This window comes from Citrobacter sp. Res13-Sevr-PEB04-36, assembly GCF_015672735.1.
GTDB lineage: Bacteria > Pseudomonadota > Gammaproteobacteria > Enterobacterales > Enterobacteriaceae > Citrobacter.
Genome location: NZ_JADABY010000015.1, coordinates 109,414 through 125,194, shown reverse-complemented (window position 1 = coordinate 125,194; position 15,781 = coordinate 109,414). Strand labels below are relative to the sequence as shown.

17 protein-coding genes and 1 pseudogene are annotated in these 15,781 nt (G+C 49.1%); 7 read left to right on the top strand and 11 right to left on the bottom strand.

What is annotated here, in order from left to right; all coding sequences use genetic code 11:
- From IMQ48_RS05395 to IMQ48_RS05385, 3 genes and pseudogenes are all read right to left on the bottom strand, one after another.
- A pseudogene (locus tag IMQ48_RS05395) lies at nt 1-485 on the bottom strand (site-specific integrase); the annotation flags it as partial.
- On the bottom strand, nt 482-1,843 hold the full coding sequence (locus IMQ48_RS05390) for a site-specific integrase (protein ID WP_101806136.1): 1,362 nt from the start codon (nt 1,841-1,843) through the stop codon (nt 482-484). The gene IMQ48_RS05390 and the pseudogene IMQ48_RS05395, both read right to left, overlap by 4 nt.
- Before the next feature lie 374 nt (nt 1,844-2,217).
- Entirely contained in the window at nt 2,218-2,760 is a 543-nt protein-coding gene (locus tag IMQ48_RS05385) for a GNAT family N-acetyltransferase (RefSeq protein ID WP_196208197.1), read from the bottom strand.
- A 157-nt stretch (nt 2,761-2,917) separates the two neighbouring features.
- Between IMQ48_RS05385 and tam the strand changes: the two genes are divergently transcribed.
- Both tam and IMQ48_RS05375 read left to right on the top strand, forming a co-directional pair.
- Complete coding sequence (tam, locus tag IMQ48_RS05380) at nt 2,918-3,676, top strand: trans-aconitate 2-methyltransferase (protein WP_196208196.1); 759 nt, start codon at nt 2,918-2,920, stop codon at nt 3,674-3,676.
- Between the two features lie 151 nt (nt 3,677-3,827).
- On the top strand, nt 3,828-4,211 hold the full coding sequence (locus tag IMQ48_RS05375) for a GFA family protein (protein WP_196208195.1): 384 nt from the start codon (nt 3,828-3,830) through the stop codon (nt 4,209-4,211).
- A gap of 5 nt (nt 4,212-4,216) precedes the next feature.
- Here the strand turns inward: IMQ48_RS05375 and IMQ48_RS05370 are convergent, their stop codons facing one another.
- From IMQ48_RS05370 to sad, 6 genes are all read right to left on the bottom strand, one after another.
- Nucleotides 4,217-5,131 (bottom strand): bestrophin family protein, encoded by a 915-nt coding sequence (locus IMQ48_RS05370; RefSeq protein ID WP_304520331.1) that lies wholly within the window; start codon nt 5,129-5,131, stop codon nt 4,217-4,219.
- 205 nt (nt 5,132-5,336) lie between these two features.
- A complete protein-coding gene (locus tag IMQ48_RS05365; protein ID WP_196208193.1) occupies nt 5,337-6,788 on the bottom strand; it encodes a tagaturonate reductase in 1,452 nt (483 codons plus the stop codon).
- 106 nt (nt 6,789-6,894) lie between these two features.
- Nucleotides 6,895-7,422 (bottom strand): GNAT family N-acetyltransferase, encoded by a 528-nt coding sequence (locus tag IMQ48_RS05360; RefSeq protein ID WP_196208192.1) that lies wholly within the window; start codon nt 7,420-7,422, stop codon nt 6,895-6,897.
- Between the two features lie 81 nt (nt 7,423-7,503).
- The gene (locus IMQ48_RS05355; RefSeq protein ID WP_196208191.1) at nt 7,504-7,863 is read right to left on the bottom strand and encodes a DUF4186 domain-containing protein; all 360 of its coding nucleotides are present in this window, start codon (nt 7,861-7,863) and stop codon (nt 7,504-7,506) included.
- Nucleotides 7,863-8,789 (bottom strand): glutaminase B, encoded by a 927-nt coding sequence (glsB, locus tag IMQ48_RS05350; protein WP_196208190.1) that lies wholly within the window; start codon nt 8,787-8,789, stop codon nt 7,863-7,865. The genes IMQ48_RS05355 and glsB overlap by 1 nt, the downstream gene beginning before the upstream one ends.
- A gap of 117 nt (nt 8,790-8,906) precedes the next feature.
- Nucleotides 8,907-10,295, bottom strand: a complete 1,389-nt coding sequence (sad, locus tag IMQ48_RS05345; RefSeq protein ID WP_196208189.1) for a succinate-semialdehyde dehydrogenase — start codon at nt 10,293-10,295, stop codon at nt 8,907-8,909.
- A 102-nt stretch (nt 10,296-10,397) separates the two neighbouring features.
- On the opposite strand from sad, the gene IMQ48_RS05340 reads away from it, so the two are divergent.
- Nucleotides 10,398-11,273: a LysR family transcriptional regulator gene (locus IMQ48_RS05340; RefSeq protein ID WP_196208188.1), complete on the top strand. Its 876-nt coding sequence runs from the start codon at nt 10,398-10,400 to the stop codon at nt 11,271-11,273.
- A 150-nt stretch (nt 11,274-11,423) separates the two neighbouring features.
- A complete protein-coding gene (locus IMQ48_RS05335; protein WP_196208187.1) occupies nt 11,424-12,614 on the top strand; it encodes a sugar transporter in 1,191 nt (396 codons plus the stop codon).
- Between the two features lie 51 nt (nt 12,615-12,665).
- Here the strand turns inward: IMQ48_RS05335 and IMQ48_RS05330 are convergent, their stop codons facing one another.
- Nucleotides 12,666-13,331 (bottom strand): MarC family NAAT transporter, encoded by a 666-nt coding sequence (locus tag IMQ48_RS05330; RefSeq protein WP_196208186.1) that lies wholly within the window; start codon nt 13,329-13,331, stop codon nt 12,666-12,668.
- 256 nt (nt 13,332-13,587) lie between these two features.
- On the opposite strand from IMQ48_RS05330, the gene marR reads away from it, so the two are divergent.
- From marR to marB, 3 genes are read left to right on the top strand one after another with little or no spacing between them, the layout of a single operon-like run.
- On the top strand, nt 13,588-14,022 hold the full coding sequence (gene marR / locus IMQ48_RS05325; RefSeq protein WP_196208185.1) for a multiple antibiotic resistance transcriptional regulator MarR: 435 nt from the start codon (nt 13,588-13,590) through the stop codon (nt 14,020-14,022).
- An 18-nt stretch (nt 14,023-14,040) separates the two neighbouring features.
- A complete protein-coding gene (gene marA / locus IMQ48_RS05320) occupies nt 14,041-14,424 on the top strand; it encodes an MDR efflux pump AcrAB transcriptional activator MarA (RefSeq protein WP_138140554.1) in 384 nt (127 codons plus the stop codon).
- Nucleotides 14,425-14,454: 30 nt separating this feature from the next.
- Nucleotides 14,455-14,673: a multiple antibiotic resistance protein MarB gene (gene marB / locus IMQ48_RS05315; RefSeq protein WP_196208184.1), complete on the top strand. Its 219-nt coding sequence runs from the start codon at nt 14,455-14,457 to the stop codon at nt 14,671-14,673.
- Nucleotides 14,674-14,704: 31 nt separating this feature from the next.
- Here the strand turns inward: marB and eamA are convergent, their stop codons facing one another.
- Nucleotides 14,705-15,604: an O-acetylserine/cysteine exporter gene (gene eamA / locus IMQ48_RS05310; protein WP_196208183.1), complete on the bottom strand. Its 900-nt coding sequence runs from the start codon at nt 15,602-15,604 to the stop codon at nt 14,705-14,707.
- Nucleotides 15,605-15,781: the final 177 nt, after the last annotated feature.

Below are 15,781 nucleotides of genomic sequence, written 5' to 3'. Positions count from 1 at the left end.
CGAGGGATCAATTCAAGGTCTTCGTAGTCATCTAAAGTAAAACCCGGAAATTCATCTACACAAAGAATTTTCAGACCAAAAACAATACAGAAAAAATAAGTCGGCAATAAGCTTTCTTTTTCAAGGAAAGAGCTTAACAATTTAAAGTTAAACATTCCTTGCTTCGAAACATATTCAATTGCGTCTAGCCATGCGCGATGCACACGATAAATAGTCCCAGGAGATTTTGATGATGCATAACGGTATAATATATACTTAATTAGTTTAGTCGTGTAATCATCCGTTTTGAAATTAATGTGTGACTGGCTACCTGAGTAATGGAACACCCAATCATTAGTCTCTGCAAATATATTCTTGTCATCAAAAACATCAGCTGACCTTAAGTGGATTTTTGAAGGGATGTAGAGACTTTTTATTTGTATCATTTGTTCACGTGAAAAAAAGACATGCTTATCTTCGCTTTCTATTGCTGGGATTTTATTCATTTGATAACCTCCCCAAACGCTTGATGTATCAATGAAAAAAATTCATCCTCTGAGGAGTCAGCGGCAATTCGTGTGACATTGGAAAAATTAGCTCGCTCAGAAAGAAAACGCCGGGCATAAAATTCTGGCATGCGGCTATTATGACTCCATCCACCTAAAAGACGAAGCTCATCTTTAGCTTCACTCATCAGACCTGCAATAGCGAAATCAACTCCGGCAAGCTTGCAATTTCTCATAACAGACTGATATTTAGCAGCATAAATTCTCTTTAAGATCAAATAAGCCCATGTATGGCGAGTTACGTGTGGTGTTATGCTAACTACAGAATCAATATTTTTTTCATCACTGAATTGCGGGTACTCTTTTTTAAATACACAATCAATTTTTGAGAAAATATCATATATAGAGTGATATGATAGAGGAGGCAAGTTACTTTTTGTTGATGTGAATATGAAGTTATGAGAGGTATTTTTACTTATTTTATCAATGTATATTTTCAAGTGGTTGTAATCATTTATGTCTAACGCTAAAACTCGATGCGCCCATGAGTTTTTTAATGATGGCAATCGTTTTCTTGGATCTCTGACATCATCATCTACAGACGTCACTATGATACTGAATTGTCCGCCTTGGATGTTAGGTTTAATTGAGTGTTTTTCTAACAGGAGCAATTCACTTACTCGCAAACCATAATTCAAAAGAAGACGACAGATTAAATAATTTCTGAATTGAACTTCTCCAGCAGGGAAGGGATTAAGAGGATTTGGCTTGAAAGACGATTCTGGTCTAATAATCTCATAAAATCTCCTGACCATGTCTGCTGTAAGGCTATTAAAATGTTTGTGTGAATGCTTTTGCTTGCTGGGTCGAAAATCAGAACGATAGGTCGACAAACGCTTGGATAATTGTAAAGCATAACGAGAAAGCTCTTTTGGGGTGCCATCCATATAACGAGGAGAAACGTAAGTATTGATCAGATAGTTTATAAAACGGCAGACTGCATGTACATGATTTATATTAGTATTGTGCTTGCTAATTACTGCATATCCGAGTGTAGGCAACATAAGCTTTCCTGATTCAAGATAATGAAGAAATGCTTCAAGCTCACTAACCGCAATCGAAGGATTGTATCCAGACAATTGGAAGCTCAAACAGAAAGTGACATCATGTTTTTGATACCAGTACTCATAAAAAAACTTTAGAGCTTGTAGCGTAGATGACTGCGTGGATTCGGAACGTGAAGCTAAGCGATCAATGAGAAAGAGAAGTGGAAACAGAAGCGGTAAGTTAGTAGTGGTGTCAACCAATGTCCAAAGTCGCCGGTTAGGAGCAACGCTCAACTGGTCAAGTACATACATCTGAGACATCCTCAGAGAGGTTCGTGGATATGAAGAAAATAGCTCTTAAACATAACGCCAGCAAACTAAAGATTAAGAGGGGGCTTAACCCTATGATTTTATGCGAGCCATCTAAGTTCATGAAGTAAGTTAACAATCAACATGATTTAACATAATATACATTATGCGCACCAGCGTGAGAACGGGGAAAATCTGATGATTTACGGTCATGCTTTCTTTCCTTGGTCACTGGTGAACTCTGAAAGTTCTTCTTCAATGCTGCTCCCCATCCTATACACTCGCCATCTTATAATGATGACTCCACCACGGTTATTTTGCCCGGCATCCTGCTCACAATATGCCAGCTCAAGTTGATACTGATTCTTTTCCCGACTCTAAAAATTATCCAATACAGAATCTGGCTGAATTCGATACAGAACATGTTGGGAAAGCCGATGGCTTGTCGGTAGTGCCGGATGCGGAAACGTATCCATTTTTACCATACCAAGTCGCTTCATTAAGCGTTCTGAAGGTTTGTTGAGTACCGATGTAAACGATACGACTTCATTTAATGCCAGAGTCGCAAACGCATATTCCAGACAGACTTCGGCGGCCTCCATGGCTAATCCTTGATGCCAGTATGTTTTGCTGAGCCGCCAACCAATTTCGGTACAGGGAGAAAATGGAAATTTATCAGGCTGCGGATGCAAACCGACACAACCTACAAATTCATGTGTTTCTTTGGACTCAACGGCCCAAAACCCCCAGCCGCGTTGTTCGATTCCTTCGCTGAACCTCTCCGCCAGGCTGTCGCTCTCCTGTTTTGTCAACGGGGCTGGAAAGAAGCGCATCACATCTGGATCTGCATTCAAGTCGGCAAACGCCGCCATATCTTTTATTTCCCACTGTCTTAAAATGAGTCTTGATGTTTCGAGCATATTTCATTCCTTACATCATTTTTGCATTATCACTTAGCGTCATTCTATGACGTTGAAGACTTTATTGCGCCCTTCCCGCTTCAGCAAATACGCCCATAATGTCGTACGCTTAACCTAAAGAATCAATGCGATCCCATCTCACACTGGAGACACCTACATGGCTGACTGGAACCCTGCACTTTATCTGCAATATGGCAGTGAACGTTCAAGACCCGCAGCGGAACTACTGCGTAGAGTGGCTCTGGAAAATGTCCGCTTAGTCGCCGATCTGGGCTGTGGTCCGGGAAACAGCACGTCATTACTACATCAACGTTGGCCTATGGCCAAAATAACAGGCGTGGACTCATCACCCAATATGCTCGACGAAGCGCGTGTAGCATTGCCAAATTGCCATTTTATCGAGGCAGATATCAGCACGTTCAAGACGGAACAACCACTGGATCTCCTGTATGCAAATGCGTCATTGCAGTGGGTACCAGACCACTATGAATTATTCCCATATCTTGTCTCGCAGCTGAATCGTAACGGCGTGCTTGCTGTGCAAATGCCTGATAACTGGCTGGAGCCGACACATATTTTGATGCGAGAAGTTGCTTATGAACAGGGTTATCCTGATCGGGGCCGCGCGCCGCTTCCCGGTGTGCATGCCTATTATGATATTTTGACTGAAGCTGGCTGTGACGTTGATATCTGGCGTACGACCTATTATCACATTATGGATTCGCATCAGTCTATTATTGACTGGGTTAGTGCGACCGGCTTACGCCCTTGGTTGCAGGATCTGAGTGAAAGTGAACAGCGAAAGTATCTGGCTCGTTATCATGAACTTTTGCAGGTGCAATATCCTCTTCAGGAAAACGGTAAAATCCTTTTGGCATTTCCGCGCTTATTTATTGTTGCCAAACGTGATTTTTAAGCCCGTATAACGCAATATTGGCCCCTATACAATAATGGCTGATTTTTATCACTTTTCATCTATGCGCACCCTCGCCTTTTTTAGATGAGATTCTAGTGATTGTCCGAGTCATCTGCTAATGTTTGCAAACATTTCGCTAACGAGAGTCGTCATGTCCAAAATCTTTTCTGGCGGTTGCTTGTGTGGTTCAATTCGTTTTACCGCGACGAATGCTAATAATTCACACACCTGTTCCTGTGATATTTGCCGCAAGCATACGGGCGCACCTACCGTGGTATGGATTGAGTTTAATGCCGGAAATGTAGAATGGACAGGCACTGCAGGTCGGCCTGCGACCTGGCGTTCTTCAGAAACATCCAGCAGAGCCTTTTGCCCGCAGTGTGGTAGCTCCGTGGGCGCCATTGATGACGCCCCGATTATTGCACTGCTGGCCGGAGGGTTTGACGAAGCGGATGATGATGATCTGGCGCCAGAGTTTCACTCTTTTTCCGATATGAAGCCGGCCTGGTGGCAAAAAGCACATTGCGAAAACTGATTCTGTTAAGTCAGCTGATAATGCTTATCGGGCATGTGTTTGGCGGGAACACCCGTTTCATCATTCATTTGTAGTAAATCAATTTCAATCGCATTACAAATCGCATCCAGCGGCAAGTCGTTATTCTCTGTACCGAACGGGTCTTCAAGCTCTTCTGCCAGTGTGTCGAGAGAAATAAACGTATATGAAATCAGCACGGAAATGAACGGCGTCATGTAGTGCAAATCCACCACTAACGCGAATGGCAGCATGATACAAAACAGATAGACCGTACGATGCAGGATCAAGGTATAGGCAAATGGCACCGGTGTATTAGCAATCCGCTCACAACCTGCAAGCACCGCCGACATATCATTTAACCTGTTGTTTAAACTGTGAAATAATATATCAGATAGCTCGCCATTACGCCTGCGCACGGCTAACCACTCGCCCATCAACAGCAGGATACGGTTGGCCGGCGATTGGCAGGCAAAGACAGTTTGCAAGTCTGATGCGCTGAGATACTTCGCCAGCGGTCCTGCCTGAGGATGGCGACGCAAAGTCATGCGCAAGCAGTGAGCAAATGCAATTTGCAGGCGTACAAACTGCCCCAATTCACCATCGTCCGGCAACGTGGTTTTAACTTCACGCAGCAGAGAACGGGAGGCAATCATCAATTGTCCCCACAGGTGTCGAGCCTCAACGTAGCGCGAATAGCACGCGTTGTTGCGGAAACCTAAAAAGATAGCAATGGCAACGCCAAGAATGCTAAATGGCGCCAGGGTAAATTTTATACCCAGCATCGTATACCACGGCAGCATGATAATAACGGCAATGGAAAGCAGAAAGTTCAGCAGCAGGCGCGAGAAAATCTTCGATAAAACTGAACCATGCCAGACGAAAATCAGGCGTAGCCAGTGTTGTTGAGGTCGAACAATCATGGTTATCTTCGAAAAATGTGAAAGCCGCGCCATTAAACGTGATCGCGATCAATGTTGCAAGCACCTCACGGCACTAAATCCCCCCTTTTTATCTGCCTGAATAAACGAGCACTATAGTGCAGACGGCGATTGAATTAGGGAAACACATTGTATGTTGTAACTAATTAAGAGTTATAAAAAACCCGGCCTAAACCGGGTGACTGTTTTAGCACAGTGGCTTAACGGCTTCGCGCATGCCTTGGGACAGAATTGAATCCAGATCGGCTGAAACCTGTTCTACCAGTCCGGGAACCTGTGTCAGATCCTGCTCCCAGTGCTCGTTGACCGCCAGAACCGAGCGCACCAACGCTTGCGTACTTATTTGACGATCATGGTGCTGGCTCCACAATTGCTGGAAGCGCTCAATCCAGTGCACATCATCCTGAACCGGATAAGACTCACCGTTACGCTCGCCACGATAGAAAGCAATCAGCGCCGCCAGCGCAAACGTCAGACGCGCCGGCAATTGACCATTGGCCTGCTGCCCTGCCAGCAACTGCGGCAAAATACGCGTGCGGAATTTAGTCATTCCGTTCAGTGCAATCGACAAAAGCTGATGCTTGATGTACGGGTTGCAGAAACGTCCGGTCACCGCGCTGGCGAACGATGCCAGCTCATCACGCGGTAAATCCAGCACCGGAATGATCTCTTCATAGATGGCTTTTTCGACAAAAGCGCAAATCTCTGCGTCATTCATCGCCTCACCCACCGTGTCTAGCCCTGCCTGGTAGGCTACCGGCACCAGCGCGGTGTGCGCACCATTAAGGATGGCAACTTTACGCTCTTTGTACGGTTTAATATCATCAACAATCAGTACATTCAGCGGATATTTGTCCAGACGCAGTTCAGTCGCTAATGACTTCGGCCCCTGAATCACAAACAGGTAGAAGTGCTCTGCAGTATCGAGGAAGGCATCATGATAACCCAGCTCGGCTTCCAGCATGGCCACTTCGTCACGTGGGTAACCGGTAACGATGCGGTCCACCAGCGTAGAACAAAATGCGTTAGCCTTGTCCAGCCACTGTACGAACGCGTCCGGCAACGCCCACTCCTGCGCGTAACGCAGCACCAGTTCACGCAGCGCATCGCCGTTGTAATCAATCAGTTCGCAAGGAACGATTATCCAGCCTTTATCCAGCGCGCCGTCAAAATGGCTATAACGCTCAAACAGCAGGCGGGTCAACTTGGCCGGATAGCTTACCGCAGGCGCATCGTCGAACTTGTCACCCGCATGATAACTAATGCCGGCCTCCGTTGTATTGGAGAAAACAAAACGCATATCAGGGTTATGCGCCAGTTTCAGGAACTCATCGTATTCGCTATAAACGCTGATTTCACGGTTAACCGAGCGAATTAAACGCGCGTCGCTGACGGCCTCGCCCTTTTCATTCAGACCACGAATGATGGTGGTGTAGAGACCATCCTGCGTGCTCAGTGATGGCGGAAATGTACTTTCGATAGGACGAACAATGACCACACCAGAATTCAGATCGGTATGTTCATTCAGTAAATCAACTTGCCAGTCAACAAAGGCGCGCAGGAAGTTTCCTTCACCAAACTGAATGATGCGTTCAGGATAGTGAGCACCGGGAAAATCGCGACGATTTAGTGTTTGCACAATGGGTTCCCTTTTTGATTAGTCATACAACCTGATTGAATTGGTCCAATAGGTTAGCAAACTTTAATACCTTGAAACCCTGTTTTGATCAATCCCCGGTAACAAATTACAGTGATTTATAGAAAAGTGTGGTGCCCGTCAGCGTTCCGTCCGGCATTTGGGCGTAGTCGGGGATCATGCCAGCTTTTTGCCAGCCACAATTGTGGTAGAACAACTCCGCACCGCTACCGGTGGCCGTGTCGAGCACCAGCATGGTTTTACGCTGTTGACGCGCACACGTTTCCAGCGCGTTCATCAGTTCCCTGGCGATACCTGTCCGTCGTGCAGACGGATGCACCAGTAATTTGGCGACGTCGGCACGATGCGGCTGGTTTTCAGGTTGATCGATAATAAGTTGAACGGTCCCTACCAGGGTACCTTTCGCGTTCTCAGCCGCCAGCACAATTTTCTCGCCACGGACGACGCTTTGCGCGACGCCGGTCCAGAACGGCAGTGACTTATCACGGTTGAAGGGGTGTATAAAACTCACAGATGCGCCGTCATTCACGCACTGTTCGAGGATGTCGCAAAGTTCGTCGATTCTCGACAGAATTTGTTGTGCGCTGAGCACGACGCAGGGTGTAACAGAAGCCATGTTTTTCTCCTTAGATTAACCCCTTGATAGTGCGTTTAACTTTTTCGCAACACAAGGGGTCTTATCATAGGATTGTGTTATCTATGGCTGATTCATTTGGCGTACTATCCAGTGATAAATCACCGTGACAACGTAACGTTGTTGTTCTGCACTTAGCGCCTGCCCTTGCGGAATATCATGCCATTTTGCCAGACACCCGCGACAGCAGGTTGCCGTCGCGTGCTGGGCAATAAACACCGGATGCCCGCGCATTGGCGTCTGCTTACCGTCATTGACCGGGAAGGCAGGCGCCAGGCGTTTAGCAATAAAATCGGCAGCATGTTGTTTAATCACCGGCGCGCCTTTCTCTATACAATAACGTCGTTCTTTGTCACCGAGGCGAAACCGCGAACGAAAACTCGATTTCGCTAGTCGGGAAAAAAGAGGTTCGAGCGAGTTCATCAGTAAACCGAGCGCCCCAGCTGTTGGGTCAACTGCTCCAGGACCGCAATACCTGCCAGTGAATTCCCTGCTGGATCCAGTTCCGGGCTCCAGACCGCTATCGCCATCTCATGCGGCACGATCGCCACGATACCGCCACCCACCCCGGATTTTGCCGGCAGCCCTACTCGCCACGCAAATTCACCGGCGTTCTGGTACATACCACTGGTCGCCATCAGCGCATTAATTTGTCGGGCCTGCATCGGCGTGACTACCGGCTCATTGAGATGAAAGGCATGCCCCTGATTAGCCAGAAAGACAAAGGTACGCGCCAGCTCCACGCAGCTCATCTTCAGCGCACAGTAGTGAAAGTAGTTTTGCAGAACGGTGGCAACATCATGTTGAAAATTACCAAAGGATTTCATCAGCCAGGCAATGGCCGCATTACGCGCCGAATGCTCAAACTCAGAGCGGGCAACTGTCGCATCATAGGCGATATCCGGCACACCGCTTAGCGCCCGTACGACTTCGAGCATGCGTTGACGTGGGGCACTCAGACGCCCCTGCAACATGTCGCAAACCACCAGCGCCCCGGCATTAATAAACGGGTTGCGTGGTATTCCCTGCTCCATTTCCAGCTGTACCAGAGAATTAAACGGATGTCCTGAAGGATCTTTGCCTACACGCTGCCAGATCTCATCTTCCTGATAATGACGCATCGCCACCACCAGACTGAGCACCTTCGAGATCGACTGAATTGAAAAACGTTCTTGCGCATCGCCCGCCTGATAGTGCTGACCATCAACGGTGCAAATGGCAATACCCAGTTTGGAACCATCAACGGAAGCTAATGCGGGGATGTAGTCAGCGACTTTCCCTTGACCGATCAGCGGGCGAACCTGCTGCACAATGGTTTCTAAGATTGAATTGTCCATGGCCCTGGCCACAACATGCTCCTTGCTCGCAGGTCTGAAAGGCCTGCGAGTATAACAGAGCTGAATGCACCGCGTCAGGACACAGACGATATGAGTGGACGAGTGTCCCGTGTGGGGACACCCTGAAGATTAAATACGGTTTTTCCAGACGGTCTGCACATTACAAAACTCATGCAGGCCAAAGTGTGAAAGCTCCCGGCCAAAGCCGCTTTTCTTCACCCCGCCAAACGCGACGCGTGCGTCACTGGCACTGTAACCATTGATAAACACCCCACCACATTCCAGGCGTGCGGCCATATTCTGCGCCAGCATCTCATCGGCGGTGAAAATCGTTGCCGACAAGCCAAAATCGCTATCATTCGCCAGGGTTAACGCATGCTCTGCGTTCTTCGCGACGGTAATTGCCGCCACTGGACCGAACAACTCCTGGCGGAAAGCGGTCATTTCAGGCGTTACATCACCGAGAACCGTGATGGCATAGTAGTTCCCTTTACCGGAAATTTTTTCGCCACCAAGTAACAACTTTGCCCCTTGCGCCAGCGAGGTCTCAACCTGCTGATGCAGTTCATCACGCAAATCAACACGCGCCATTGGGCCAAGATCGTTTTCCTCATGCAGAGGATCGCCCATTTTTAGCGCGCTGGCTGCCGCCACAAAACGCCGAGTAAATTCTGCCGCAATCCCTTCCTCAACAATAAAACGTTTCGCTGCCGCACAAACCTGCCCGGTATTCTGATAACGACCGGCGACTGCCGCTTTCACGGCCAGATCGAGGTCGGCATCGTTAAGCACAATAAACGGGTCGGAACCGCCCAGCTCAAGCACGCATTTCTTCAGCGCCGCCCCCGCCTGAGCGCCAATTGCCGCCCCGGCTCGCACACTCCCGGTAACCGTAACGGCCGCAATACGCGGATCGTTGATCATCTGGCTAACCCCGGCATTATCGGCATTCACCCAGCCATACACCCCCTGCGGGATACCGGCATCGGCAAACGCCTGCGCAATAATACCGGCACATCCGGTTACGTTAGGTGCATGCTTTAACAGATAACCGTTCCCGGCCAGTAAAATAGGCACTGCGCCGCGCATGACCTGCCACAGCGGGAAGTTCCACGGCATCACAGCCAGAATAGTGCCCAGAGGACGATATTCAATCACCGCCTGGTTGTTCTCCACCTGCGTTGGCTCAGTATTAAGCATCAAAGGTCCATGCTCTGCATACCAGTCACACAGCGCCGCGGATTTCGCCACTTCTGCACGTGCCTGTTTAATCGGTTTACCCATTTCCCGCGAGATACACTGCGCCATCTCTTCCGCACGCTCACGCAGAGCGTACCCAACCTTGCGCAGCATCTGTGCCCGATGTGCCACGGTGGTATGTTTCCATTCATTAAATCCACTGGCGGCCAGATCAAGCGCATGGGCAATCTCATCCCGACTAGCCCACGGCATCGCCGTTAACCTTTCGCCGTTCACAGGATTGACGGAAATCGCATGTGTTGCTGATGTGATGGTCATAGCTGTCTCTCTTTTTGCAGGGTATGGTCATATCATGAGCATATTTACTCTTTCTGAAAAATGAATAATATTAACTACACCATTCACGAATAGAGAAAAATAATGGATCTCACGCAACTGGAAATGTTCAATGCGGTGGCGGAAACCGGCAGCATTACGCAGGCCGCCGCGAAGGTGCATCGTGTACCATCCAATCTCACCACGCGTATTCGCCAGCTTGAAGCCGACCTTGGCGTCGATCTGTTTATTCGTGAAAACCAGCGCCTGCGACTTTCCCCGTCCGGACACAATTTTCTGCGCTATAGCCAGCGGATCCTTGCCCTGGTAGAGGAAGCACGCATGGTCGTCGCAGGCGATGAGCCTCAGGGACTGTTCTCTCTCGGTTCGCTGGAAAGCACTGCGGCCGTACGCATTCCCGCGACGCTGGCTGAATATAATCGGCGTTATCCAAAAATTCAGTTTGCTCTGGCAACCGGTCCTTCAGGCACTATGCTGGATGGCGTACTGGAAGGGACGTTGAACGCTGCTTTTGTCGATGGCCCGATTACCCATCCAGGACTGGAAGGCATGCCGATCTATCGTGAAGAGATGATGATTGTTACCCCCCACGGGCACGCACCGATACAGCGGGCCAGTGACGTCAACGGCTGTAGTATTTATGCCTTTCGCGCGAACTGCTCTTACCGTCGTCATTTTGAAAGTTGGTTTCACGCCGACCGCGCAATGCCAGGTACAATTCACGAAATGGAGTCGTATCACGGCATGCTCGCCTGCGTGATTGCCGGGGCGGGAATAGCGCTGATACCGCGTTCGATGCTGGAAAGCATGCCGGGACATCATCAGGTTAACGCCTGGCCGCTGAGCGAAAAGTGGCGCTGGCTCAATACGTGGCTGGTCTGGCGTCGGGGAGCGATGACGCGACAGCTGGAAGCGTTTATTGAGGTGTTGCCCCCTCAACTGGCGCAGAATGTAGATTAATTGGCCTCGGGTGACCCAAGCTCACCCGGCCCTCCTTTCCCGGTATCATCTACAAAAATGTGATTTGAATCACGAAATGATTGTATTTTCACCAATAACCGTTTTAAGATCGTGACCTCACCTTTTCGCAGCTAATCCAATTTATTTGATATGACAACACACACTGTTTCCCGCAAGGTCGCGTGGCTACGGGTCGTCACGCTGGCTATTGCCGCTTTTATTTTCAATACCACGGAGTTTGTTCCCGTCGGTTTGCTCTCCGACATCGCGCAAAGCTTTGGTATGCAAACGGCGCAGGTCGGGATCATGCTGACCATCTATGCCTGGGTCGTTGCCCTGATGTCACTGCCGTTTATGCTGCTTACCAGCCAGGTGGAACGGCGCAAACTTCTGATTTGCCTTTTCGTATTGTTTATCACCAGTCATGTGCTCTCTTTCCTGGCATGGAACTTTACCGTGCTGGTCATTAGCCGTATTGGTATTGCCTTTGCACACGCCATTTTCTGGTCGATTACCGCGTCGTTAGCCATTCGGCTAGCGCCTGCGGGTAAACGCGCACAGGCGTTAAGTCTGATTGCCACCGGGACCGCGCTGGCCATGGTGTTAGGACTGCCTATCGGGCGTATCGTCGGTCAGTATTTTGGCTGGCGCACGACCTTCTTCGCAATCGGCGTTGCCGCGTTAGTCACCCTGCTCTGCCTGATTAAACTGCTGCCAAAACTACCCAGCGAACATTCAGGTTCATTAAAAAGCCTGCCGCTGTTGTTTCGCCGCCCGGCACTGACCAGTATTTATTTGCTAACAGTGATTGTGGTGACCGCGCACTACACAGCTTACAGCTATATAGAACCCTTTGTTCAGACTGTCGCCGGACTGAGCGCCAACTTTGCTACCGTGCTGTTACTGGTTCTGGGTGCAGCGGGCATCATTGGCAGCATCATCTTTGGCAAGCTGGGTAATCAGTACGCTTCAGGGCTGATAAGCGCGGCTATTGCGCTTCTGACGGTGTGCCTGGTGCTGCTTTTACCAGCCGCAGACAGCGAGATGCATCTTGCCGTACTGAGTATTTTCTGGGGTGTTGCCATTATGGTGATAGGTCTGGGGATGCAGGTGAAAGTCCTGGCGTTAGCGCCAGATGCCACCGACGTCGCCATGGCGCTGTTCTCCGGTATCTTTAATATTGGTATCGGTGCGGGCGCGCTGGTGGGAAATCAGGTCAGTTTGCATTGGTCGATGTCAACAATCGGTTACATTGGTGCAGTGCCGGCGCTGGCTGCGCTGATATGGTCCGTGATTATCTTTCGCAAATGGCCGGTCGCGCTGGAAGAACAGCCTAACTAGCCATAAAAAAGGCCCGGGAGACAATACCGGGCCCTTTTTAAAACGCAGGTTTTACGCGTAGGTTTTAATAATTTCCAACACGCCGTTAATAATAAACTGCACGCCCATACACACCAGCAAAAAACCCATCAGACGGGAAATCGCTTCAATCCCCCCTTTACCGACCAGACGCATGATCCCGCCAGAGCTACGCAGGCAGCCCCACAGAATAATCCCGATCACCGCAAAGATAATCGGTGGCGCGACCATGATAACCCAGTCAGGAAACTCTGAGCCCTGACGCACGGTTGACGCCGAACTGATGATCATCGCAATAGTACCCGGACCGGCAGTGCTTGGCATTGCCAGTGGGACAAAGGCAATATTGGCCGTCGGTTCGTCTGCAAGCTCTTCGGTCTTACTTCTCGCTTCCGGAGAATCATGCGCTTTTTGCTGCGGGAAAAGCATCCGAAAGCCGATAAACGCAACGATTAACCCACCCGCAATACGCAATCCGGGAATCGAAATCCCAAAGGTGTTCATCACCACCTGTCCGGCATAGTACGCCACCATCATGATGGCAAACACATAGACAGACGCCATTAATGACTGACGGTTACGCTCTGCGCTGTTCATATTGCCAGCAAGGCCGAGGAACAACGCCACTGTTGTTAACGGGTTCGCCAACGGTAACAGGACAACGAGTCCCAGACCTATGGCCTTAAACAAATCCATCATAATGTCATCTTTCCTGTGCATTAATCGTCAACGGCAAGTATACGGTGAAAACACCCGCTTAAGCCATTTTAGCGATGTAAGGATTCATTTTTCGCCTCTACGTATAAGCCTTTGTAATCAAAATATTGAAAGAAAGTGCGATTAACCAGGTACTGATGTTTTAGCAAAACGTGGCATTTGCCAACCCATTCATTTGACTTATATTTGCCTAAGCAATAATATCAGCCGTGACTAACTACTTGCCAGGGCAACCATTGTGAAAAACACCAGTGATCTGTTCAACGAAATCATCCCACTGGGCCGTTTGATCTATATGGTTAATCAGAAAAAAGATCGTTTGCTAAACGACTATCTGTCACCGCTGGATATCACGGCATCGCAATTTAAGGTGCTTTGCTCCATCCGCTGCGCGGTGTGCATTACCCCTGTCGAATTGAAAAAAGTGCTGTCTGTCGATCTTGGTGCCCTGACGCGAATGCTCGACAGACTGGCCTGTAAAGGCTGGGTGGAAAGACTTCCTAATCCACATGACAAACGTGGCGTGCTGGTGAAGCTCACCGAGCATGGCGCGACAATTTGCGAGCAGTGCCATCAATTAGTCGGGCAAGACCTGCACCAGGAACTAACAAAAAACTTAACGGCGGACGAAGTGGCAACGCTTGAGCATTTGCTTAAGAAAATCCTGCCGTAAACAGAAAGAGGTATGACGATGTCCAGACGCAATACTGACACGATCACCATTCATAGCATTTTGGACTGGATCGAAAATAACCTTGAATCGCCGCTCTCACTGGAAAAAGTGTCGGAGCGTTCAGGTTACTCCAAATGGCACCTGCAACGGATGTTTAAAAAAGAAACCGGCCATTCGTTAGGTCAATATATCCGCAGCCGCAAAATGACAGAAATAGCGCAGAAATTAAAAGAAAGTAACGAGCCGATCCTCTATCTGGCGGAGCGTTACGGCTTTGAGTCTCAGCAAACGCTGACCCGGACCTTCAAAAACTATTTTGATGTGCCCCCCCATAAGTACCGTATGACAAATATGCACGGCGAATCCCGGTATTTGCATCCGCTGAATCAATGTAACTGCTAATCGCCTGATAAAGACGTAACCGAGGAAATCATGAAACTTCTGTCATCTGCAATGCTGGCCCTGCTGCTTGTTGTTTCGGGCCAGAGCATGGCGGAACAAACCGCGCAGCCCATAGTGCCCAATAATCGCGACGCGATGATTATGCCACCCGCGCAGGAGCAGTCTCCGTTTGATTTTAATCACATGGGTGCAGGCAGCGATAAATCTGACGAGCTGGGCGTGCCTTATTACAATATGCGCAGTTTGTAAGCCATGATACCCCGTTACGGCGGGGTTTATGTTAGCCTCGTGCCCGTGCAATCCTGCGCAAACGAAAACCAAAGACGTTGATGTACAGCCCCGCCATAATCAACAGCGCGCCGATAAGTTGCAGCCCACTTAGCGTTTCATCCAGTAACACTGCCGCACTCGCCAGCCCAACAACCGGCACTAACAACGACAGCGGAGCCACACGCCAGGTCTCATAGCGCCCCAGTAGCGTTCCCCATATACCATACCCCACTATTGTCGCCACAAATGCCAGATAGACCAGCGAAAGGATAGTGGTCATATCGATAGCAACAAGGCTATTTACTATTTGTTCTGAGCCATCAAGGATTAGCGATGCCAGAAAGAACGGCGCTATCGGGATTAATGCACTCCACACCACCAGCGACATGACTGCCGGACGGGATTCATGCTGCATTATTTTCTTGTTGAAGATATTACCGCAGGCCCAGCTCAGCGCTGCGGCCAACGTCAGCATGAAGCCAAGCATCGCCACATGCTGCCCATTCAGACTGGCTTCAATCAGCACCAGCACGCCGAACACCGCCAGCGCGATGCCAACCAGTTGCTTACCCTGTAGACGCTCACTGAAAGCGAATGCGCCCAGGATAATGGTGAAAAATGCCTGCGCCTGCAATACCAGCGACGCCAGTCCAGCGGGCATGCCAAATTTAATCGCGCTAAACAGAAATGCGAACTGCCCGAAGCTGATGGTCAGGCCATAACCGAGCAGCAGTGAAAGAGGGATTTTCGGTCGGGCAACAAAGAAAATAGCCGGAAACGCCACCAGCAAAAAGCGTAGCCCTGCCAGCATCAACGGCGGCATATTGTGCAGACCCACTTTGATGACGACAAAATTTAGCCCCCACACCACCACGACAAGTAGTGCTAACAAACCGTCTTTACGTGACATTCCCCGCCCCTGCAATTATTAAATTTTTGTAAACAAGTTAAAGTAACGGAAATCATCGCCTGGAAACAGATCATTAATTCAGGTAGGGCTAACTGGGCATTTTATGACAACTTTTTGAGTATACATCACACTTTTGCCATGCTATTTCTGTCTGAAATTTAATAAAAACATAACAAC

Coding starts and splice junctions, on each gene's coding strand:
- IMQ48_RS05390 (WP_101806136.1), bottom strand. CDS start 1,843: ATGTATGTACTTGACCAGTTGAGCGTTGCTCCTAACCGGCGACTTTGG.
- IMQ48_RS05385 (WP_196208197.1), bottom strand. CDS start 2,760: ATGCTCGAAACATCAAGACTCATTTTAAGACAGTGGGAAATAAAAGAT.
- tam (WP_196208196.1), top strand. CDS start 2,918: ATGGCTGACTGGAACCCTGCACTTTATCTGCAATATGGCAGTGAACGT.
- IMQ48_RS05375 (WP_196208195.1), top strand. CDS start 3,828: ATGTCCAAAATCTTTTCTGGCGGTTGCTTGTGTGGTTCAATTCGTTTT.
- IMQ48_RS05370 (WP_304520331.1), bottom strand. CDS start 5,131: ATGATTGTTCGACCTCAACAACACTGGCTACGCCTGATTTTCGTCTGG.
- IMQ48_RS05360 (WP_196208192.1), bottom strand. CDS start 7,422: ATGGCTTCTGTTACACCCTGCGTCGTGCTCAGCGCACAACAAATTCTG.
- IMQ48_RS05355 (WP_196208191.1), bottom strand. CDS start 7,863: ATGAACTCGCTCGAACCTCTTTTTTCCCGACTAGCGAAATCGAGTTTT.
- sad (WP_196208189.1), bottom strand. CDS start 10,295: ATGACCATCACATCAGCAACACATGCGATTTCCGTCAATCCTGTGAAC.
- IMQ48_RS05340 (WP_196208188.1), top strand. CDS start 10,398: ATGGATCTCACGCAACTGGAAATGTTCAATGCGGTGGCGGAAACCGGC.
- IMQ48_RS05335 (WP_196208187.1), top strand. CDS start 11,424: ATGACAACACACACTGTTTCCCGCAAGGTCGCGTGGCTACGGGTCGTC.
- IMQ48_RS05330 (WP_196208186.1), bottom strand. CDS start 13,331: ATGATGGATTTGTTTAAGGCCATAGGTCTGGGACTCGTTGTCCTGTTA.
- marA (WP_138140554.1), top strand. CDS start 14,041: ATGTCCAGACGCAATACTGACACGATCACCATTCATAGCATTTTGGAC.
- marB (WP_196208184.1), top strand. CDS start 14,455: ATGAAACTTCTGTCATCTGCAATGCTGGCCCTGCTGCTTGTTGTTTCG.
- eamA (WP_196208183.1), bottom strand. CDS start 15,604: ATGTCACGTAAAGACGGTTTGTTAGCACTACTTGTCGTGGTGGTGTGG.